Genomic DNA, 19,950 nt, shown 5'->3' with positions numbered 1-19,950 from the left:
GACCTAATCGCTGGGTTCGTCCTAAGTTCCTTCCGGGCGGTCGGAGTGGCCGCCGGACGGACGACCCGGGGAGGGCGCATGACCACATCGGCCACGTACGGAGGCGCCATGTTCACCCAGCACACCGGGCGGCTCCGCCTGCTCAGCGTCCACGCCCACCCCGACGACGAGTCCAGCAAGGGCGCTGCCACCCTCGCGCGGTACGCGGCCGAGGGGGTGGACGTCCTGGTCGCGACCTGTACCGGCGGCGAGCGCGGCTCGGTGCTCAACCCGGCCATGGACCGCCCCGAGGTCCGGGCGGACCTCGCCCGGATCCGGAGCGAGGAGATGACGGTCGCCCGGGGCGTCCTCGGCGTGCGCCAGCAGTTCCTCGGCTTCGTGGACTCGGGCATGCCGGGCCCGGGCGAACCGCTGCCGGCGGGCTGCTTCGCCGACCAGCCCGTGGCGGCCGCCGCGGCGCCGCTGGTCGCCCTGATCCGGGAGTTCCGTCCGCACGTGGTGGTCACCTACGACGAGACCGGGGGGTATCCGCACCCCGACCACGTGATGACCCACCAGGTCACGGTCGAGGCCTTCGAGGCCGCCGCCGACCCGGGCCGCCACCCCGAGGCGGGGGAGCCCTGGCAGGCGGCGAAGCTCTACTACCACCTGGCGCTCTCCAGAGCCTGGTTCCAGACCCTGCACGACGCGATGACGGAGCGGGGTGTTCCCTCGGGCATGGGCGCACTGCTCGCGGACTGGCCGGACACCCCGCCCGCCCTCGCCACCACCACCCGGATCGCGTGCGCCGAGCAGTTCGCCGTACGGGACGCGGCACTGCTGGCGCACGCCACCCAGATCGAGCCCGGGGTCGCGTTCATGGCCCACCCGCGGGACATCGAGCGCGAGGTCTGGCCGACGGAGGACTACCACCTCGCCCGGAGCCTGGTGTCGGGCGAGGGCGAGAGCGAGGAGGAGGGGCCCGAGACCGACCTGTTCGCCGGGCTGCGCTCAGGAGGGGCGGGGCTGCGCCAAGGAGAGGGGGACGGATGAGCCGGAGGTCGGGTTTCGCCCGCTCAGCACTGGCCGTCGGCGAGCACGAAGTAGCCCGGGCCGGTCTGCTTCAGGGTGTGCGTCACGAAGGTGTTCCAGAGGCCCATGCTCTGGCCCGAGCCGAGTGCGTAGGTCAGGCCGCCGCTCTGGGTGGCCCGCCCGGCCCGGACCTGGTTGTAGTTGCTGTCGGTGAAGCACTGCGCGGCGCCGCCGCCGGTGGTCGCCGTCACCGCCGCCGATCGGGTGCCCACGGCCCCCGACGGGTCGACCGCCGCCACGGTGTAGCCGTACGACGTGCCGGGGGCGAGCCCGGTGTCGGTGAAGGACGGGCCGGTGGCACTGCCCGCCATCGCGCCCTCCCGGTAGACCTGGTAGGAGGCGGCCCCGCTGACGGCCTGCCAGGCGAGGGCGATCGAGCCCTGGCCCGCCGGGGTCGCGGTCAGCCCGGTCGGGGCGGGCAGGCCGGGGTTGGTGGGCCCCGTGCCGCCGTCGAGGCCCCAGAACTGCGCGGTGTAGTAGCTGGAGCAGATCGTGTTGAGGAAGTAGCTGCCGGTGGCCCCGCACCGGTCGGCTGCGGAGCCGGGGTTGACGGCCAGCCCGTGGCCCATCCCGGCGATGGTGAACAGCGCCACGGCGGGCCGCCCGCCCGCGTCGGCGTAGACCTCCTCGGTGGTGCCGCCCGGCAGGCTCCGGGTGCCGGTCGGGCTCTGGCCGACACCCTGGACGTTGGTCCACTGGTCGCGCAGTTCCGTCGCGTTCACCGGCCTGACCACGGTGTCCGCGCCGCCCTGCCAGATCGCCACCCGGGGCCAAGGACCGGCGTAGCCCGGGTACGCGGCCCGGACCTTGTCGCCCCACTGGGCTGGGGTGAGCCCCTGGTCGGAGTTCTGGCAGCCGGAGGCGGCGCCCTGGGTGGTCGCGCACTGGGCCGGGAGGCCGGAGTCGATCGCCCCGCCGGCGAACACGTCCGGGTAGTCGGCCAGCAGGTCGGAGGCCATCCCGCCGCCGGCCGACAGCCCGGTGACGAACACCCGCCGGTCGTCCGAGCCGTACAGGGCCTTGGCCTTGGTGACCATCTCGATCACCGACTCGGCCTCGCCGGCGCCCCGGGCGTCCTTGGTCGCGTCGAACCAGCTGAAGCAGGAGAGGCTGTTGTTGGCACTGCTGGTCTGCGGGAAGACGACCGCGAAGCCGTACCGGTCGGCGAAGGTCGTCCAACCGGAGTTGCGGTAGTAGTCGTTGGCGGTCTGCAGACAGCCGTGCAGCGCGACCACCAGCGGCGCGCCACTCGGCAGTCCGGTGGGGGTGTAGGAGTACATCGCCAGGTTTCCCGGATTGGCGCCGAATCCGGTGACCTGCTGGAAGGTCCCGCTCACGGTGTCGGCCGCAGCCGGGGCGGGTGCGGTGGTGCCGATCGCGAGTGCGGCGGCCGTCAGCAACGCGGCGGCGGCAGGACGGAGAGACATGAGGGCTCCTGGGTGGGGGAGGAGTGGGGGCGGATGCCGTGCAGCGTGGCGCGCCCTGCGCCCCGGTGCCATGTGACGGCCACCCGAGGTCCACCGCGCCGCCATGGCGTGGACCGCCATGGTCCGATGCCAGGGGGACGCGCGCCGGCCGTACCCCGGAAGGCACTTGAGGGGCGTGCGCGAACAGGGCAGGTTGATCCCATGACGACGAACGAGGCAGACCCCGGCGGCGCGACGTCCCCGGAGGGCCAGGAGCTCCTTGAGGGCCAGCAGTCCCTGGAGGGCCAGGCGCCCCGGACCCGGACGCACACCTGGACGGCGGGCCCGCCGATCTCCGCCTTCCCACACCTGAGCGGAGAGGAGATTCTGCACGAGATCCTCGCGGGCCGGATTCAGGAGCCCGCGATCTGCAGCACCCTGGGGTTCCACCTGACCGAGGTGAAGCCGGGTACGGCAGTGTTCGAGGGCGAACTCGGCGACCACCTCTACAACCCGATGAACACCGTGCACGGCGGTTACCTCGCCACTCTGCTCGACTCGGCGCTCGGTTGCGCCGTGCTGAGCCGGCTGCCCGCCGGGATCGGCTACACCACCACGCAGTTGAACGTCCACATGCTGCGCCCGCTGTTCGCCGACTCGGGGCCGCTGCGCTGCGAGGGGCTGGTGCTGCATCTGGGCCGGACGATGGCGACGGCCGAGGCCAGGGTGGTCGGGGTGGAGAACGGCAAGCTCTACGCGCACGCCACCACCACCTGCGCGATCCTGGCGCCCCGCCCGGTGGCCTGACTTGATGGCCTGACCGGTGGATTGATCGGAGGCCTGGTCGGAGGTCTGGGCTGAGGTTCGGCTGAAGGTGCGGCCGGGCCCCGGTCGCTGCGGCGGCCGGGGCCCGGGGTCGGCTGCGGTTCAGAGGGCCGCGAGCAGCCCGCAGAGCGCGAGGAGGCCGCAGATCCCGAAGTTGACCAGCTTGTGGGAGAGGAACACGGCGGCGAACTCGCGGATCGTCGCGCTCGGCCAGTAGTACGCGGCGGTCGGCGAGCCGAACACCTGCCCGTTGACGCCGGTCTTGCGGGCGGTGAGCGCCGCCCGGAAGGCGTGGAAGTTGTTGGTGACCACGACACAGCGGTAGTCGGGCTTGGCCTGTTCCATGATGGCCTTGCTGAAGAGCAGGTTCTCCTCGGTGGTGCGGGAGCGGTCCTCGCGCTCGATGTGTTCGGCCGGGAAGCCGCGCCCGGTCAGGTAGTCGGCCATCGCGTGGGACTCCGGCAGCTTCTCGTCCGGGCCCTGGCCACCGGAGGTGATCAGCACCGGCGGGTTGCCGCGCGCGGCCTGCTTGTCGTACACCTCCCGGCCCCGGTCGAGCCGGCTGGCCAGCAGCGGCGGGACGCGCTCGCCGCCGATCAGGCCGGAGCCGAGGACGACCACGAAGTCCACGTTCCGGCGCGGCCGGTGGCGGCCGTAGAGGAACGCGTAGCCGACGAAGCAGACGAACAGGAAGGAGATGTAGCCGACCACCAGGACGGCGGTGCCCGCCAGGACGCCCAGCTGGTGCGAGCGGGTGGCCAGGGCCGCGAGCAGCAGCGCGATGACGGCGAGGATGCCCAGCCCGGCGAGGAGGGACAGCAGGTTGGCGGGCCGTCTGCCCTCCTTGCGGATCATGGTCAGGCCGTTGGCGATCAGGAACCAGACCAGGGCCGCCGTGCCGAGGGCCGGCAGCAGGATGATCGCCACCGCTGCCAGTCCCATCACCAGCGTGGGCGCCTTGCGCAGCTCGGCGAGCAGGGCGAGGGCGAGCAGGGAGACGGCGATGCCGAGCAGGACGGCATTGCTGAACTGGCGGCGGTCGCGTAGTACCCCGACTCCGAACAACAGGAAGAACAGGGCGGCTGGGACATAGGCGATCATGCTTCGTATCGTAGGCGGAGGCCGTTAGCGCGAACCGGCCGTCCGCCCGAACCGTCCGCCCGGACCGGCCGCCCGAACCAGCCGCCCGAACCGGCCGGGCGGACTGGCCGAGCGGACCGGTCAGGCGAACCGCTCGATCGCGGTGAGGACCGCCTCGGTCATCGCCGGACTCCCGGTGTGCCCGGACTCGTCGATGACGGTCAGTCGGGCCTCCGGCCAGGCCTGGACCAGCCGCCACGCGGTGTCGAGTGGCGAGCCGAGGTCGAGGCGGCCGTGGATCAGTTCGCCTGGGATGCCGGTCAGCCGTCCGGCGTCGCGCAGCAGTTGGCCGTCGGCCAGGAACGCGTGGTGCGCGAAGTAGTGCGCGGTGATCCGGGTGAACGCCATCAGCGCGTCGGTGGGGCGGTCGCTGTAGGCGTTCGGCTTGCCCAGCGCCTCGTGCGCGATGACGGCGTCCTCCCAGGTGGCCCAGGCGTTCGCGGCGGCCCGCCGGACGGTCTCGTCCTGGTTGTTGAGCAGCCGGCTGTAGGCGGCCACCAGGTCACCGTCGCGGTCGGCGGCCGGCAGGAAGTTCCGGAACTCCTCCCACGGGCCGGGCAGGAAGCGGGCGACGCCCCGGTAGAGCCAGTCGGTCTCCTCGGGGCGGGTCGTGGTGACGCCGCAGAGCACGATCTCGGAGACCCGCTCGGGGTGGGCCTGGGCATAGGCGAGGATCAGCGTCGAGCCCCAGGAGCCGCCGTACAGCAACCACTTCTCGATGCCGAGGTGTTCGCGCAGCCGCTCCATGTCCGCGATCAGCCGCTCGGTGGTGTTGTGCTCCAGCCCGGTCGTCGGGTCGGCGGCGTGCGGCAGGCTCTGTCCGCAGCCGCGCTGGTCGAACTGGACCACGTGGTACCGCTCGGGGTCGAAGTACCGCCGGGTGCCCGGCCGGTGGCCGGATCCGGGCCCGCCGTGCACGATCGCGGCGGGTTTGCCAGCCGGGTTGCCGGAGGCGTTCCAGTGCATCCGCTGACCGTCTCCGACGTCCAGCAGGCCTTGTGTGTAGGGCTCGTAGTGGGGGTGCAGCTCGGGCATCGCGGAACTCCTCCGTGGACGTGCGGCCGGACAGACCCTAGCGGGCGCTCGCAGGCCGGGCCGCGGATTTTCGGCGGGCCCGGGCGGGGGCCCGGCCGGCCGGGCCCGCCGTGGTGGGGTCAGTGCCGTTCGGCGGGCAGCAGGGTCGCGAGCCCGTCGAGGACGCGTTGCACGCAGAACTCGAAGCGGGTGTCCATGTCGGGTTCGGTGAGGTCGTCGGCCAGGGCGACGAGGTTGGGGAAGGTGTCGGCGGGCAGGGCGCGGAAGCGGTCTCCGGTGGCGTCGGCGATGTCCCGGCGACTGGTGCCGAGGACTTCGGCGGCCGAGATCGGGGACTGTTCCTGGAGGACGAACCCCTGGACGAATGCGCCCAGCAGGTAGGTGGCCATGGCGGCGTCGGCGTCGGAGAAGCCGGCCGCGCGGAGCCGGTCGAGCTGGTCCTCCATCAGGCCGAGCAGGTGGGGGCCGGGGGAGAGGCGGCCCGAGACGACCTTGGCGGCGTCGCGCTTGTCGAGCAGCAGTCGGCGGTAGCGCCAGCAGTAGGCGTGGAACTGCTCGCGCCACCCGCCCTCGCGCGGCGGGGGTTCGGCCGAGGCCATCACCGCGTCGGTGAGCAGGTCGAGCAGTTCCTGCTTGTTGCGGACGTGCCAGTACAGCGAGGCCGCCTTGACGCCGACCTCGGCGGCGACCTTGCGCATCGACAGCCCGTCGAGGCCGTCCCGTTCCAGTACCCGCAGCGCGGCCTGGGTCAGCGCGTCCCTGGTCAGCGGCGGTGTCGTGTCGTCGTTCTCCGGCATGGCTGTGCGGACGCCTCCAGCGGTCTCATCCGGTCGCGAGTCTCGTGGCGACTGTCCGTGGCGAGTGCCGTCGCGAGATCCCGCTTGCAATCTAACACCGTTAGGGGCACTCTGTGCGTGCCGCACCACTCCCTAACGCTGTTAGGGGCCAGGAATCGGGAGGGTTCCCATGCAGGAGTCGAGCGCCCGGCGCAAACGGCTCGCGCTACTGACGCTCTGCGTCACCATGTTCATGTCCATGCTGGACAACGTCATCGTCAACAACGCCCTGCCCCGCATCGGCCAGGACCTGGACGCCGGGATCAGCGGCCTGCAATGGGTCGTCGAGGGATACAGCCTCGTCTACGCCGGGTTCGTGCTGACCGGCGGCGCGCTCGGCGACCGGCACGGCCGCACCCGGATGTTCCGGTTCGGCCTCGCGCTGTTCACGGTCGGCTCCGCGCTCGCCGCGCTCGCCGGAACGATCGGCCTGCTGGTCGGCGCCCGGATGCTGCAAGGCGTCGGGGCCGCACTGCTCACCCCGGGCAGCCTCGCCCTGCTGCGCCACGTCTTCACCGACGAGCGCGAGCGCGCCAGGGCGATCGGCCTCTGGTCCGGGGTCTCCGCGTTGGGTCTGTCGATCGGCCCGGTGGTCGGCGGGCCGATGGTCGAGCACCTCGGGTGGGCCAGCGTGTTCTGGATCAACGTGCCGATCGGCGTGGCCGGACTGGTGCTCGCCGCCCGCGTGCTCCCGGACATCCCCCCGCGTGCCCGGCGGATCGACCTCGGCGGCCTCGTCCTCTCCGCCGCAGGCCTCGGCCTGCTGGTCTACGCGCTGATCGAGGGGCCGACCCGTGGCTGGACGGACACCCGGGTGCTCCTCTGCGGCGCTGCGGCGCTCGTGCTGCTGGCCGCCTTCCTGGTGCTCGAACTGCGCCTCGCCGAACCGATGCTGGAGCTGCGGCTGTTCCGCGACGGCGCCCTCGGCGGCGCGCTGCTCAGCGGCTTCATGGTCAGCTTCGGGATCTTCGGCGCGCTCTTCTTCCTGCCGCTGCTGATGCAGGGCCCGCTCGGCTGGTCCCCGTCCGACGCCGGCTACGCCGGGCTGCCGATGACCGGGATGATCGTCGTCGCCGCCCCGCTCTCCGGCCGGCTGACCTCGCGGTACGGGCCCCGGCTGCCGTTGGTGCTCGGTCTCGTGCTGTGCGCGGCGGGCCTCGGCGGGCTGTCCCTCTACGGCGAGCACGCCCACTACGTCGAGTACCTGTGGACCCTGTTCGCGATGGGCCTCGGGATGGGGATGACCTTCACCCCGGTGTCGATCGCGGTGCTCCAACGGGTCGCCCCGGCGCAGACCGGGATGGCCTCGGCGAGCATCAACACCCTGCGCGAGCTGGGCGGCGTCCTCGGGATCGCGGTGCTCGGCGCCGTGCTGACCAACCGGATGACCGGCAGCCTGACCGCCGCCCTGCACCGGCTCGGCGTGCCGCCGGACGCCGTCGGCCCGATCGCGGACGCGCCCGCCGGGGCGGGGCACGGCGGTGGCGGCGCGGCCGCCGTGCTGCCCGGCCCGGTCCAGGACGCGGTGGACGGCGCCTTCATCGAGGGCCTCCACCTCGCGGCGCGCTGCGGTGCGGCCGCGCTCGTCGTCACCGCCGTCCTGGTCGCCGTCCTGCTGGGCCGGGCCCGCCCGCTCGCCCAGAGCGGCACCGGCCTCCCGGAATCGGCCCCCGACTCGGCGTCGGCCCCCGACTCGGCGTCGGCCCCCGACTCGGCGTCGGCCCCCGGCCCCGGCCCCGGCCCCGGCCCGGACTCCGGCCCCGGCCCGGACTCCGACCCTGGCCCCGACCTCGACCCGAACTCCGGTCCGGAGCCGCTGGCCGAGGCCCGGACGGTCCGACCGACCTGACGGGTCCGGCCGACCTGATCGGTCTGACCGATCCGCGTGCCGACGCCGCGTCAGCGGATGCCCTCGACCGCCGCCTGCGCCGTGCGGGCCAGTTCCCGGCGCGCCCCCGCCCGGGTGGCCTGCGGCGCGGGCGGCGGAATCGGTGGCAGGAACGTCACGTCGGCGACCAGACCGCGCACCGCGACCACCCGGGCGAGCGAGGTGAGCAGTCCGTCGTCGCCGATGAAGGCGGGCACGCTGGTCGGCCGTCCGTCCGCCAGCCGGTAGCGGATCGTCACCGGCTGGACGAAGGCGCCCGCCTCCACCGCCGCCTGGAACAGCGCGGGCCGGAAGCGGCCGCTCTCCCGCCCGCACCAGGTGGACCCCTCCGGGAAGACGATCACCGGCTGGCCGGCGCGCAGCACCTCGGCCACCGTCGCCACGGTGTCGGGCAGCGCGCGCAGCCGGTCGCGGTCCAGGAACACGGTGCCGCCCCAGGCGATCAGCGGCCCGAGCACCGGCCACCGGCGGACCTCGGTCTTGGCCAGTGAGCGGCCCGGGCGGCCCGCCGCGATCAGCGGGATGTCCAGCCAGGACACGTGGTTGGCCACCACGAGCGTCCCGCCGCCGAGCGCGCCGCCCGGCGTCCCGAGGTGGACGGTGACCCCGAGGGTGTGCAACAGGACGCGCGCCCAGAGCCGGATCAGCCGCTCCCGGGTGCCGTGCGGGAGGAGGCGCAGCGGCAGGCTGAGCAGCACGCCCGCCAGCACCGCCGCCAGGCAGGCCGCCAGCCGCAGCGCCCGCCGGGGGTGCGAGACGGCGGGCGCCGTCTCGGCCAGGCAGGTCTCGGGCCGGCAGGGGGCCGTCGGCAGCCAGACGCTCATGATGAGGCGCCGAGGGGCCGGGCGGGCAGTCCGGACAGGAAGTGCCGCAGGTAGCGCGGGTCGGTGCGCTCCAGCGACAGCAGCACGTACAGGTCGACGCAGTCGAAGTCCGGGTCGTACGCGGGCTCGCCGCAGACCCAGGCGCCGAGCCGCAGGTAGCCGCGGAGCAGGGCGGGCAGCGCGCCGCGCTCGGCGCGCGGCACGCCGGTGGCGTCCCAGCGGCGGCGCGGGGTGACCCGGTACTGCTCGGGCGCCAGGTACTTGGCGCTGACGGTGTCCCAGACCCGGGCCGCGGTGGCGCCGCCGTCGTCCAGCGGGATCGAGCAGCAGCCGCCGACCCAGGTGTTGCCGGTGTCGGCGAGGTAGCGGGCGATGCCGCCCCACATCAGGTTGATGACGGCGCCGTTGCCCCGGTGGTCGGGGTGGATGCAGGAGCGGCCGAGTTCCACCAGGCCCGGGCGGACCGGGGCCAGGGCGGAGAGCTCGAACTCGCCGTCGGAGTAGAGCCGTCCGGCCCGCCGGGCGGCCTCGGGGCGCAGCAGCCGGTAGGTGCCGACGACGGCGCCGTGCTCGCCCTCGCGGACCAGGAGGTGGTCGCAGAACTCGTCGAAGGGGTCGACGTCGAGGCCGGCGACCGGGCTGTGCAGGACGGCACCGAGCTCGGCGGCGAACACCTGGTGGCGCAGCCGCTGGGCGGCGCGCACGTCGTCGGCGTCGCGGGCGAGGGAGACGGTGTAGGCGGCCGGGGCCTGCGGCCGGCGGGGGGCGGGGACGGCGGGGGCGTCCTGGGTGGGGGCTACTGCGGTCGGAGCGTACGTGGGGACGGTGGTCATGGCGGACCCTCCAGGGCAGCACGATCGGCGGCGCCCTGGATCGCCAGGGCACCGGCCCGGCCCGCAGGCGTTGGGCCTGCACGCGAACCGGTCCCCGTATATCTCTCCGAGCCGGTTGGCATCCATGTTGCGGCGCGGCGGAGCGCAGATGTGCAACTGCTGAATGGGACCACCCGTCGCCTCCCGGTCATCTGCCGGGCACCGGGCGCTCGCCCGCCGGGGGTGGACAGCCCGGGCGCCTGTGCGCCCGGGCCTGCCACCCTCCCCCGGGATTCCCCCGGAACTCCCGTGGACGGGTGTGGTGTTGCGCGCGACCGGCGTGCTCCGAGAAGCGCGCGCCCCGGCGGGGCCTAGAGGGCCTGCCAGCCCTGCGGGTCGACGTCGCCCGGGATGACGGGCGCGGGGCCGTAGGGTTCGCGGGTGAGGACGAAGGAGCCGAGGTCCAGGTGGCTGACGGTGCCGTCGGCGGCCCGGACCACCCGCAGGGTCTCGCCCGTGTAGTAGTTGTCCAGCCCCGTCCAGGTGCCGTCCGGCTCGGCGCGGAAGCGGGAGCTGCGGGCTCCGCCGACGAGCGAGGTCAGTTCGAGGCCGCGGTCGGCCCGCAGCCGCAGGGCCTGCGCCGAAGTGCCCCAGTACCAGGGGCCGGTGAGGGCCAGCAGCTCCTCGTCGACCTCGGGCAGCGGACGCCAGGGTTCGGGCAGCCGGGGCTCGTGCTCGGCGGTCAGCGTGATCAACTGGGCGGCCACCAGGGTGGTGCCGGCGCCGGTGGTGGCGTTGGACAGGGCGATCGCGGCCAGGCCGTCCTCATCGCTGACCCACAGTGCGGCGGTGAAGCCGGGCATCGAGCCGGTGTGGCCGTACAGCACCCGGCCTTCGTGGCGGCGCAGTTGCAGGCCGAGGCCGTATCCGGAGGTCCAGGCCGTGTCGTCGGGGCCGGTGGCGGGCCGGCGCATCTCGGCGAGCGAGTCGGCGGCCAGCACCTTGTCGTCCCCGGCGGAGAGGAAGGCCGCCCAGCGGGCCAGGTCGGCGACGGTGGACCAGAGTTGGCCGGCCGGGCCCATCAGCCCGGTGTCGGTGAGCGGCTCCGGCAGCATGACGTCGGCCCACGGGTGGACGGCGAAGCCTCCGGCGTGCGGGTGCTCGGGCAGCAGGGTGGTGCGGTCCATGCCGAGCGGTGCCAGCACCTCGCGCCGCAGCACCTCGCCCCAGGGCTCGCCGCGCAGCCGCTCGACCAGCGCGCCGAGCAGCGCGTAGCCGGGGTTGGAGTAGTGGTGGAGGCGCCCGGCCGGGTGCTTGATCGCGGCGCCGGGCTCCAGCAGGTCGTCCAGTCCGGGCCGCAGGGAGCCGTCGGTCCGTTCCCACCAGGGCCCGGGTGTCTCGGCGGCGAGTCCGGCGGTGTGGGCGAGCAGTTGCGCGACGGTCGCGCCGTCGGCCGGGGTGCCGGGCAGGTGTCGGGCGAGCGGGTCGGCGAGGTCGAGCAGGCCCTCGTCGCGCAGCCGCAGCACGAGCACGGCGACGAAGGTCTTGGTGAGCGAGCCGATCCGGTACTGGACGTCGGGGGTCGGCGCGTGTCCGTCGATCATGCTGCGGGCGCCGCTCCAGACCAGTCGGCCGTCCCGGACCACTCCGGCGGCCAGGGAGGGCGTGCGGCCTTCGGCCTGGGCGACGGCGATCCGCTGCAGCAGGGCGCGGCGGGTGGTCGGCAGCAGTTCGTCGGACTGATCGGTCATCTGATCCTCTGAATCCTTCGGCGTGGTCCGGCGGGGAGGCCCGTCGGAGTGGTCTGCCACGAGGTCCGCCGACGAGACCGTCGGCGAGGTCCGCAGGCGAGGGCCGCCGGCCAACACGGACGGGCAGCAGACGAACCCAACCTAGCCAGGCCGCTCCGAAGGATCCACCCGTTATCTCCGCAAACGCCCCGCGATCGCCCCCTGAACGCCTCGCGATGTCGCCGCCGGCCCGGTCAGCCCGGCAGCGGCGGGAGTTCGGGCCGCTGCAGCCAGGCCTCGAAGACCGGGGCCAGCGGGGCGGCCGCGTACCGGGAGGCGTGCGCGAGCAGGTCGGCGGTGCCGACGACGCCGTGCCGGTGGATGCTCGTCCAGTCCCGCAGCATCGCGAAGAAGGCGTCCTCGCCCAGCGCCCGCCGCAGCGCGTGCACGGCGAGGCCGCCGCGCTGGTACAGCCGGTCGTCGAACATCAGCCTGCGGCCCGGGTCGGCGAGCCTGAGGTCCTGCGGGAGCCCGGCCAGCAGGCCGTGCGCGGCGGCGGCGTGGGTGGCCGCGGCCGGGCCGCCGGCGTGCTCGGACCACAGCCACTCGGCGTACTTGGCGAAGCCCTCGTTCAGCCAGATGTGCCGCCAGTCGGCGATCGTCACGCTGTTGCCGAACCACTGGTGCGCCAGCTCGTGGGCGATCAGCCGCTCGCGCTCCCAGCCGCCGCCGAGGTGGTTCGTCCCGAAGGTGGCGACGCCCTGCGCCTCCACGGGGACGTCCAGTTCCTCGTCCGCGACGACCACCGCGTACTCGCCGAACGGGTACGGCCCGAACACCTCGCCGAAGTACGCCATCATCTCCGGCTGCCGCCCGAAGTCCCGGGTGAACGCGGGGACCAGCCGCTCCGGCACGTAGCCGGTCTGCGGCACGGCCGGGCGGGCCGCCAGCGGCACCGGCCGGTAGTGGCCGATCGACACCGTCACCAGGTACGGCGAGGTCGGCGCGCTCTGCTCGTACACCCAGGTGGTGCTGGACGCCCGGGTGGTGCGGGTCAGCAGCCGGCCGCTCGCCAGCACGGTGAACGGGGACGGCGTGGTGACCGCGATCTGGTACGTCGCCTTGTCGGCGGGCCGGTCGTTGCACGGGAACCAGGACGGCGCGCCGATCGGCTGGCTGGCGACCAGCGAGCCGTCGGTCAGCTCCTCCCAGCCCAGGCCGCCCCACGGGCTGCGCACCGGACGGGGGTTGCCGGTGTAGTGCACCTCGACGGTGAACGCCGCCCCCGCCGCCAGTGCCCTGGCCGGACGGATCCGCAGCTTGCCGGCGCGGTGGGTGTAACGGGCGGCCTTGCCGTCGACCAGCACCCGCCCGATCCGGAACTCGGCCAGGTCCAGCGCGAACTCGGCCAGCGCCGCGTCCGCCACGGCGCTCAGCCGGGCCGAGGCCGCCAGCCGGTTCGGCCCGGGCCGGTAGTCCAGCACGAGCTCGTAGCGGTGGACCCGGTAGCGGTGGTCGCCGTTGGCCGGGAAGTACGGGTCGGGGGCGCCGGCGGTCGCCGGGACGTGCTTGGGCTTCACGGGGGCGGGCACTTCCTGCGGGCCGGGACGGGTGGTCATGACGTGGGCTGCCACGCCTCGATGGGGTTGCCCAGCCACCGCGTGTCGGCGGGGACGGACTCGGCGCGCATCACCAGCGAGGCCGGGCCCAGCGTGCTGCGCGCGCCCACCGTGCTGCCGGGCAGCACGATGCCGCCCGGGCCCAGGGTGGCGCCCTCGCGGAGGACCACAGTATCCATCCGCATGATCCGGTCGTGGAAGAGGTGCGTCTGCACCACGCAGCCCCGGTTGACGGTGACGCCGTCCCCGAGGGTGACCAGGTCCGCCTCCGGCAGCCAGTAGCTCTCGCACCAGACGCCGCGGCCGATCCGCGCGCCGAGCGCCCGCAGCCAGAGGTTCAGCACCGGCGTGCCCGGCACCGCGCCGACCAGCCACGGCACCGCCAGCACCTCGACGAAGGTGTCCGCGAGCTCGTTGCGCCACACGAAGCTGCTCCACAGCGGGTGCTCCACCGCCCGGAACCGGCCGACCAGCAGCCACTTCGCCGCCACCGCGACCAGGCAGGCCACCGCGCCGGCGCCCAGCAGCACCAGGCCCGAGAGCAGCGCGGCCACGCCCGCCGACCAGGAGACGGACAGCCGGGACAGCACCGCGACGGTCAGCACGCCGAGCGCCCCCGAGGCGAGCACCGGCAGCAGCCGGGCCAGCTCGACCAGTCCGCGCGCCCAGAGCAGCCGGGCCGGCGGCTCGTAGGTCAGGCCCTGGTCGGCCTCGTCCGCCGCGCGCGGCAGCCGCATCGGCGGCATGCCCAGGTACGAGCCGCCCTTCTTGGCCTTCTCCGGCGTCGCCGACAGCACGCCCACCAGGCCCCGCTTGGGCACCGCCCGCCCCGGCGCGGTCATTCCCGAGTTCCCGAGGAACGCCCGCTCGCCGACCTTCGCCTCGCCGAGCCGCACCCAGCCGCCGCCCAGCTCGTACGGCGCGATCAGGGTGTCGTCGGCCAGGAACGCGCCGTCGCCGACGGTGGTCAGGCTGGGCAGCGCCAGGACTGTGGACACCTCCGCGCCCCGGCCGACCCTCATCCCGAGCGCCCGCAGCCACAGCGGCGTGACCAGCCCCGCGTACAGCGGGAAGAGCACCTCCCGGGCCCGGTCCATCAGCTGGGTGACGGTCCACGCCTGCCAGCCGACCCGGCCGTGCAGCGGGTGCACCCCGGGGACCAGACCGCGGCTCAGCAACCGGACGGCGGCCACCAGCTGCGCCGCGTACACCGCGCCGTACGCCAGGGTGGCGGGCAGCAGGCCGAGCAGCGCGCCGCCGAGCGCCGCGCCGAGGCCGTCGCCCTGGTGGACGAAACCGGCGAGGACCGCGAGCGCGGCCAGCGCGGGCGCCACCGGGAGCAGGCCGAGCGCCGTGCCGCTGGCACCGTAGAGCGCGGCCCAGAAGACCCGGTGCGGCGGGCGCTCCTTGGGCCACGCCCGCTCGACGCGGCCCAGCTTGACGGCGGGCGCGCCGCCCCAGCGCTGGCCGGTCGGCACGTGCCCGGTGACGCTGGAGCCGGGCAGTACCTGGGCGCGCTTGCCGACCCGGGCGCCGGGCAGCAGGGTCGAGCGGGTGCCGACCACGGCGCCGGAGCCGACCTTGACCTGGCCGACCTCCAGCCGGTCGCCGTCCAGCCAGTAGCCGCACAGGTCCACCTCGGCCTCGACGGCGCAGCCCCGGCCCAGCTTCAGCATCCCGGTGACCGGCGGCAGCGAGTGCAGGTCGACCTCGGGCCCGACCTTGGCACCCAGCGCCCGGGCGTAGCGGACCAGCCAGGCGCCGGACAGCGCGGTGGCGCCGCTGAGCTCGGAGAGCCGCTCGGCGGTCCAGAGCCGCAGGTGGACGGCGCCGCCGCGTGGATGGCTGCCCGGGCGCAGGCCGCGCAGCAGCAGCCGGGCGCCGCCGGCCGCGATCGCCAGCCGGCCCGCCGGGGTGTACAGCGCCAGGGCGCCCGCGCCGACCGCCCACCAGGAGGCGGTGGGCGCCCACGGGTAGTCGCCCAGGTGGGAGAGCAGGTTGCCGGCCGCCAGCAGGGCGACCGTCCAGCGCAGGCCGACCACGGTGAACAGCGGGATCAGCAGGAGCAGCTGGAGCAGCTTGGCCCGGGTCGGCACCAGGGCGATGGTGCGGGCCTGGCCGCCCTGGGCGGCGGTGCGCTCCAGGTGCCGGGCGAGCTTGCGCAGCGTCGGGTGCTGGTAGACGTCCAGCACGGCGGCGTTCGGGTAGCGGGTGCGCAGCAGCGTGGTGAGCCGGGCGGCGGCCAGGCTGCCGCCGCCGATGCCGAAGAAGTCGTCGCGCGGGCCGCTCACCGTCACACCGAGGATCTCGGTCCACTGCTCGGCCAGCCAGGCCTCGGTGCCGTACAGCTGCTCGCTCGGCCCGGCGTTCTCCAGCTCGGGCAGCGGCCAGGGCAGGGCGGCCCGGTCGACCTTGCCGGAGGTGCGGGTGGGCAGGGTGTCGACCGGCGCGAGCAGCGGCACCAGGGCGGCCGGCAACTCGGCGCGCAGCTTCTCGACGGCCTGCTCGCGGTCGAAGCCGTCCTGGACGACCAGGTAGCCGACCAGCAGCTGGTTGCCGCCGCGCGCGGTGCGGACGGCGGCGGCCGCGCCCGCCACGCCGGGCAGGGCCTGGAGCGCCGCGTCGACCTCGCCGAGTTCGATCCGGCGGCCGCCGAGCTTGATCTGCTCGTCGGTGCGGCCGAGGAACAGCAGGCCGGCCGGGTCGGCCTGGACCAGGTCGCCGCTGCGGTACGCCCGCTCCCAGCCGAGCGAGGCCAGCGGCGCGTACTTCTCGGCGTCCTTCTCCGGGTCGAGGTAGCGGGCCAGGCCGACCCCGCCGATCACCAGCTGGCCGGTACCGCCGGCCGCGACCGGCTCGCCGGTCTCGTCGACCACGGCGAGGTCCCAGCCGTCCAGCGGCAGGCCGATCCGGACCGGGCCGTCGCCGGTCAGCAGCGCGGCGCAGGCGACCACGGTGGCCTCGGTGGGGCCGTAGGTGTTCCAGACCTCGCGGCCCTCGGTGACCAGCCGCTGCACCAGCTCCGGCGGGCAGGCCTCGCCGCCGAAGATCAGCAGCCGCACCTCGTTGAGCGCCTCGGCCGGCCAGAGCGCGGCCAGCGTCGGGACGGTGGAGACCACGGTGATCTCCTGCTCCGCCAGCCAGGGGCCGAGGTCGGCGCCGCTGCGTACCTGGGAGCGGGGGACGGGCACCAGGCAGGCGCCGTGGCGCCAGGCCAGCCACATCTCCTCGCAGGAGGCGTCGAAGGCCACCGACAGGCCGGCCATCACCCGGTCGCCGGGGCCGATCGGCTCGTCCTGGAGGAAGAGCGCCGCCTCGGCGTCGACGAAGGCGGCGGCGTTGCGGTGGGTGACGGCCACGCCCTTGGGGCGGCCGGTGGAGCCGGAGGTGAAGATGATCCAGGCGTCGTCGGCCGGCGTCGGGCGGGGGCGGGGTTCCGCGGCCGCCTCGCCGGGGTCGGGGACCGGGCGTTCGCGGTGGACGGTCAGCGCGCGGTCGGTGCCGAGCACCGCGGCGACGCCGGCCTCCCCGAAGACCAGCTGGGCGCGCTCGTCCGGGTCCTCTGCGTCGACCGGCACGTAGGCGGCGCCGGCGGCGAGCACGGCGAGGATCGAGACGTACAGGTCGTTGGTGCCCGAGGGGACCCGCACGCCCACCCGGTCGTCCGGGCCGATCCCGGCGGCGGCCAGCCGGCGGCGCAGCTGCTCGACCTCGGCGGCCAGGGCGCGGTAGCCGAGCACGGTGCGCCCGTCGTCCAGGGCCGGTTCGTCGGGGTGGGCGCGGACGGTGGCGTCCAGGACGTCGACCAGGGTGCGCGGTGCGGCGGCCGGACGGCCCGGGAAGAGGGCCTGTGGCGGTGGGGCCTGTGGTGGTGTGGCGTGGGGCGGCGTGGCGGACTGCTCCGTGCTCGGTTCAGCTGTCATGGCAGCCCGTACGCTCCTCGTCCTCGCCCCGTTCCGACTGATGCCCGGCCCTTCGGGGCGGTGGGAGCACTCGCCTGACCGGGTGACCCCACTCCGGGGCCGGAGCGGACAACCCGACTGATGGTAGCCCCGGGTGCGAGGCGCCGTACGGCCCGACACTTGGCTCAACTAGGCCGGAAATGGCCTGAGCTGACGTTGTGTCAGTCAACAACTGGGTGGGCCTGGCAGTCATGTGACTGGATGTCAGTCAAATTGACGGATCGTCAGGCCTAATTCTCGATCGTGATCCACGCCACAGCGAATGCTGCTCCCTTCGGGTGGCGGGCCCGGCTTCCCGGCCCGGTTCCGGCCCGGCCGCCGGGCCCGCCAAGGCGTCGGAGCGGTGTCCGAGAGGCGCCGGAGAGAGACCCGAATGGCGCCCGAATGGTGTCAGGGCGGTCAGCGGAAGCGGTGCAGGTACTCCTGGAGGAACGCCTCCAGGGTGCGCGGGGCGCGCCTGGTGAGGTGGGCGAGGGTGCCGTCGGGTGCCTCCCGGCGGACCGCCGCGAGCTGCTGGATCTCCACCACGTGGGAGGCCAGCCAGGGCGGCATCCCGGCCCGCTCGACCAAGTGGGTGTGCAGCCCGGCCGGGGGCAGGTCGAGGTAGCGGACCGGGCGGCCGAGCAGCTCGCCGAGCAGCCCGGTGAGCTCCGGGTAGCTGTACGCCCGGCCGCCGGTGAGCGGATACGTTCCGCCGGCGAGCTCCGGGCGGGTGAGCACCTCGGCCGCGGCGTCGCCGATGTCCCGGGCGTCGACGTAGTTGCAGCGGGCCTGGCCCATGGCGCCGTGCACCACCCCGGCGGCGGCGATGCCGGGGGCCAGCAGCAGCAGCTTCTGCATGAACGCGTACGGCCGCAGCACCGTCGCGGTGACGCCGGACGTGCGCAGGCGCTCCTCGACCAGGTGGTGGCCGCGCGAGACGGCCACGGGGGAGTCCGGTTCGGCTGCGGGTGCGGAGATCTTGACGATGTGCTCCACGCCGCTCTCGACCGCAGCGTCGATCGCGGCCAGCTCGTGCTGGACCTGGTGCGGGCCGTTGGCCATGGTGAGGAAGAGCTGGTGCGCGCCACGGAAGGCTTCGCGCAGGGAGTTCGGGTCGGCGGCGTCGGCCGGGAGCGTCTCGGTCAGTGCGAGGGTCCGGTCGTCGAGGCCGGCCGCGAGGCGGGCGGGGTCGCGGCTGAGTGCGCGGCTCGGTGCACCGAGGGCGGCGAGGCTGCGCAGGGTGGCACCGCCGGTGGCGCCTCCGGCGCCCATGACGACGATCATGAGGTCTGTCCTTCCGGTCGGGTGGAGAGTCGGTGCTGCGGGGATCGGGTCCGGCGGCTGCCGCGCCAGCGCCAGGTGATCACGGTGGCCGCGATCGCCGACGAGACCGGCAGGTCGATCGGAAGGCGGCCGGGCCAGGGGCTGGTGGCGAGCCCGTGGATCTGCGGCAGCCAGTGCGCGGCCGCGAGGCCGACGGTGAGTGCGACGGCCGCGGCGGCCAGGCCGAGTGCGGGGGCCAGCAGGGCGCGCGGTGCCCGGCCGCCCGGGGAGCGGTCGGGCCGGCGTCGCAGGGCGGAGCCGACCAGGGTGGCGACGACGGCCGAGGTGCCGCCGATCGTGGTGGCCGCGGCGATCATCAGCTGCGGCTGGTGCGTGACGGCCCCGCCGATGCCGGCCATCACGGCGGGCATCGCGTAGGCGACGAGGACCTCCCGCCACAGGGTGAAGGGGGGCGGTGCGCCGGGTGCTTTCTTGCTCATGGGCTTCTCCTGCGGAGGTGTTGGGGTGAAGTGATTAGGTGGCTAACTATTAGTGCTTAGGTGCCTAACTATTGGGTCGTGAAGCCGGCGGGCCGCCTTGCGCGGCCCGCCGTTCTCGACCGGGTCAGTCCGCGGTCAGCGCGTCGGCACCCTCGACCACCCTGGCCAGGAGGTCGAGGAAGGTGGCGCGCTCCTCGACCGAGAGCCCGCCGACCAGTGCCTGCATCCGGGCGAAGTGCTCGGGCGCCAGATCGCGCAGCCGCTGCGCGCCGCGTGCGGTGAGGACCACCACGTTGGCGCGGCCGTCCTCGGCGGACGGACGGCGGACCACCAGGCCCTCCCGCTCCAGGCCGTCCACCAGGCCGGTCACGGTCGCCCGCGAGACGCCGAGGCCGGCCGCGAGCTGGGAGGGCGACTTCTCGCCGCCGTGGTCCTCCAGGTCGGCCAGCAGTCGGTAGCGGCCGGTGGAGAGCCCGAACCGGGCGAAGTGCACCTCCCCGGCCTGGCCGATCCGGGCGCCCGCCGCCATCAGCCGGGCCGCGACCAGGATCGCCTGCGGGTCGGCCGTGAGGCCGTAGCGGGCGATCTGGCGGCGCGCCTGGTCGAGAGTGGGGGCGCCGCTGCCGGCGTCGGGGCGTTGTGTCATGAAAGTAATATGGCGCCTCATCAGTTTCCCGGTCAAGTCGACGGCCGCACCGACCGGTTCCCGGACGGTGCGGGCCGCGGTGACGCCGGTCCCTCCGGGGTCGAGGGTGGCCGGGCGGTGCGCCCAGGGCGAGTCTCGTCATTCCCGGCGTCGCGCGCCCGGCGGGAACGGCGGGACACGTCCTACGCGGCGCGGCGCGCGCCGCCGTCCGCACCTTCCTGGCCGACCAGGGTGTGCCCGACCCCGACGGGCGGACCGCCACCCTGCTGGCCTGCGTCGACGGACTGGTCTTCGACCGGCTGGTGGGCGGCGGGGAAGTCCGCGTGGACGAGGTCCAGGGGCTGGTGGCGGCTGCGCTGCGCGGGACGGCCGGACGGTAGGGCGTTTCTTCGAACTCCCGTCGCTTGGAGG

16 protein-coding genes are annotated in these 19,950 nt (G+C 74.5%); 4 read left to right on the top strand and 12 right to left on the bottom strand.

What is annotated here, in order from left to right:
• The first annotated feature begins 78 nt into the window (after positions 1-78).
• Positions 79-1,032 (top strand): mycothiol conjugate amidase Mca, encoded by a 954-nt coding sequence (gene mca / locus AC07AL_RS07245; RefSeq protein WP_400987475.1) that lies wholly within the window; start codon positions 79-81, stop codon positions 1,030-1,032.
• A gap of 23 nt (positions 1,033-1,055) precedes the next feature.
• On the opposite strand, the gene AC07AL_RS07240 is transcribed toward mca, so the two are convergent.
• Complete coding sequence (locus AC07AL_RS07240; protein WP_400987477.1) at positions 1,056-2,498, bottom strand: extracellular catalytic domain type 1 short-chain-length polyhydroxyalkanoate depolymerase; 1,443 nt, start codon at positions 2,496-2,498, stop codon at positions 1,056-1,058.
• Between the two features lie 201 nt (positions 2,499-2,699).
• On the opposite strand from AC07AL_RS07240, the gene AC07AL_RS07235 reads away from it, so the two are divergent.
• The gene (locus AC07AL_RS07235) at positions 2,700-3,284 is read left to right on the top strand and encodes a PaaI family thioesterase (RefSeq protein WP_400329178.1); all 585 of its coding nucleotides are present in this window, start codon (positions 2,700-2,702) and stop codon (positions 3,282-3,284) included.
• Positions 3,285-3,404: 120 nt separating this feature from the next.
• On the opposite strand, the gene AC07AL_RS07230 is transcribed toward AC07AL_RS07235, so the two are convergent.
• The 3 genes from AC07AL_RS07230 to AC07AL_RS07220 form a co-directional block, all read right to left on the bottom strand.
• Positions 3,405-4,403 carry a YdcF family protein gene (locus AC07AL_RS07230; RefSeq protein ID WP_363585589.1) on the bottom strand — a complete coding sequence of 333 codons (999 nt, stop codon included), beginning with the start codon at positions 4,401-4,403 and terminating at the stop codon, positions 3,405-3,407.
• 120 nt (positions 4,404-4,523) lie between these two features.
• Positions 4,524-5,477: a prolyl aminopeptidase gene (gene pip, locus AC07AL_RS07225; protein WP_478317129.1), complete on the bottom strand. Its 954-nt coding sequence runs from the start codon at positions 5,475-5,477 to the stop codon at positions 4,524-4,526.
• 119 nt (positions 5,478-5,596) lie between these two features.
• Complete coding sequence (locus AC07AL_RS07220) at positions 5,597-6,274, bottom strand: TetR/AcrR family transcriptional regulator C-terminal domain-containing protein (protein ID WP_478317128.1); 678 nt, start codon at positions 6,272-6,274, stop codon at positions 5,597-5,599.
• Positions 6,275-6,443: 169 nt separating this feature from the next.
• On the opposite strand from AC07AL_RS07220, the gene AC07AL_RS07215 reads away from it, so the two are divergent.
• Positions 6,444-8,162, top strand: coding sequence for an MFS transporter (locus tag AC07AL_RS07215; RefSeq protein ID WP_478317127.1), 1,719 nt, complete (start codon positions 6,444-6,446; stop codon positions 8,160-8,162).
• A gap of 50 nt (positions 8,163-8,212) precedes the next feature.
• Here the strand turns inward: AC07AL_RS07215 and AC07AL_RS07210 are convergent, their stop codons facing one another.
• From AC07AL_RS07210 to AC07AL_RS07175, 8 genes are all read right to left on the bottom strand, one after another.
• A complete protein-coding gene (locus AC07AL_RS07210; protein ID WP_363585585.1) occupies positions 8,213-9,025 on the bottom strand; it encodes a lysophospholipid acyltransferase family protein in 813 nt (270 codons plus the stop codon).
• Complete coding sequence (locus tag AC07AL_RS07205; RefSeq protein WP_363585584.1) at positions 9,022-9,858, bottom strand: GNAT family N-acetyltransferase; 837 nt, start codon at positions 9,856-9,858, stop codon at positions 9,022-9,024. Before AC07AL_RS07205 ends, AC07AL_RS07210 begins: the two co-directional genes overlap by 4 nt.
• 350 nt (positions 9,859-10,208) lie before the next feature.
• On the bottom strand, positions 10,209-11,588 hold the full coding sequence (locus AC07AL_RS07200; protein ID WP_363585583.1) for a serine hydrolase domain-containing protein: 1,380 nt from the start codon (positions 11,586-11,588) through the stop codon (positions 10,209-10,211).
• Positions 11,589-11,821: 233 nt separating this feature from the next.
• Positions 11,822-13,201 carry a M1 family metallopeptidase gene (locus tag AC07AL_RS07195; RefSeq protein ID WP_363629693.1) on the bottom strand — a complete coding sequence of 460 codons (1,380 nt, stop codon included), beginning with the start codon at positions 13,199-13,201 and terminating at the stop codon, positions 11,822-11,824.
• Positions 13,183-17,109, bottom strand: a complete 3,927-nt coding sequence (locus AC07AL_RS07190) for a Pls/PosA family non-ribosomal peptide synthetase (protein WP_478317126.1) — start codon at positions 17,107-17,109, stop codon at positions 13,183-13,185. Before AC07AL_RS07190 ends, AC07AL_RS07195 begins: the two co-directional genes overlap by 19 nt.
• 438 nt (positions 17,110-17,547) lie before the next feature.
• A complete protein-coding gene (locus tag AC07AL_RS07185) occupies positions 17,548-18,414 on the bottom strand; it encodes an NmrA family NAD(P)-binding protein (RefSeq protein ID WP_363585580.1) in 867 nt (288 codons plus the stop codon).
• A complete protein-coding gene (locus tag AC07AL_RS07180) occupies positions 18,411-18,893 on the bottom strand; it encodes a hypothetical protein (protein ID WP_400810182.1) in 483 nt (160 codons plus the stop codon). Before AC07AL_RS07180 ends, AC07AL_RS07185 begins: the two co-directional genes overlap by 4 nt.
• Before the next feature lie 124 nt (positions 18,894-19,017).
• On the bottom strand, positions 19,018-19,539 hold the full coding sequence (locus tag AC07AL_RS07175; RefSeq protein WP_363373080.1) for a MarR family winged helix-turn-helix transcriptional regulator: 522 nt from the start codon (positions 19,537-19,539) through the stop codon (positions 19,018-19,020).
• Positions 19,540-19,679: 140 nt separating this feature from the next.
• On the opposite strand from AC07AL_RS07175, the gene AC07AL_RS07170 reads away from it, so the two are divergent.
• Positions 19,680-19,919, top strand: a complete 240-nt coding sequence (locus AC07AL_RS07170) for a hypothetical protein (RefSeq protein ID WP_478317145.1) — start codon at positions 19,680-19,682, stop codon at positions 19,917-19,919.
• Positions 19,920-19,950 lie beyond the last annotated feature (31 nt).

The sequence above is a fragment of the Kitasatospora sp. NPDC043949 genome (assembly GCF_056435365.1).
This window is presented reverse-complemented; position numbering and strand designations above follow the sequence as displayed.

Coding starts and splice junctions, on each gene's coding strand:
- AC07AL_RS07215 (WP_478317127.1), top strand. CDS start 6,444: ATGCAGGAGTCGAGCGCCCGGCGCAAACGGCTCGCGCTACTGACGCTC.
- mca (WP_400987475.1), top strand. CDS start 79: ATGACCACATCGGCCACGTACGGAGGCGCCATGTTCACCCAGCACACC.
- AC07AL_RS07220 (WP_478317128.1), bottom strand. CDS start 6,274: ATGCCGGAGAACGACGACACGACACCGCCGCTGACCAGGGACGCGCTG.
- AC07AL_RS07185 (WP_363585580.1), bottom strand. CDS start 18,414: ATGATCGTCGTCATGGGCGCCGGAGGCGCCACCGGCGGTGCCACCCTG.
- AC07AL_RS07230 (WP_363585589.1), bottom strand. CDS start 4,403: ATGATCGCCTATGTCCCAGCCGCCCTGTTCTTCCTGTTGTTCGGAGTC.
- AC07AL_RS07175 (WP_363373080.1), bottom strand. CDS start 19,539: ATGACACAACGCCCCGACGCCGGCAGCGGCGCCCCCACTCTCGACCAG.
- AC07AL_RS07205 (WP_363585584.1), bottom strand. CDS start 9,858: ATGACCACCGTCCCCACGTACGCTCCGACCGCAGTAGCCCCCACCCAG.
- AC07AL_RS07190 (WP_478317126.1), bottom strand. CDS start 17,109: ATGACAGCTGAACCGAGCACGGAGCAGTCCGCCACGCCGCCCCACGCC.
- AC07AL_RS07200 (WP_363585583.1), bottom strand. CDS start 11,588: ATGACCGATCAGTCCGACGAACTGCTGCCGACCACCCGCCGCGCCCTG.
- AC07AL_RS07235 (WP_400329178.1), top strand. CDS start 2,700: ATGACGACGAACGAGGCAGACCCCGGCGGCGCGACGTCCCCGGAGGGC.
- AC07AL_RS07240 (WP_400987477.1), bottom strand. CDS start 2,498: ATGTCTCTCCGTCCTGCCGCCGCCGCGTTGCTGACGGCCGCCGCACTC.
- pip (WP_478317129.1), bottom strand. CDS start 5,477: ATGCCCGAGCTGCACCCCCACTACGAGCCCTACACACAAGGCCTGCTG.
- AC07AL_RS07210 (WP_363585585.1), bottom strand. CDS start 9,025: ATGAGCGTCTGGCTGCCGACGGCCCCCTGCCGGCCCGAGACCTGCCTG.
- AC07AL_RS07180 (WP_400810182.1), bottom strand. CDS start 18,893: ATGAGCAAGAAAGCACCCGGCGCACCGCCCCCCTTCACCCTGTGGCGG.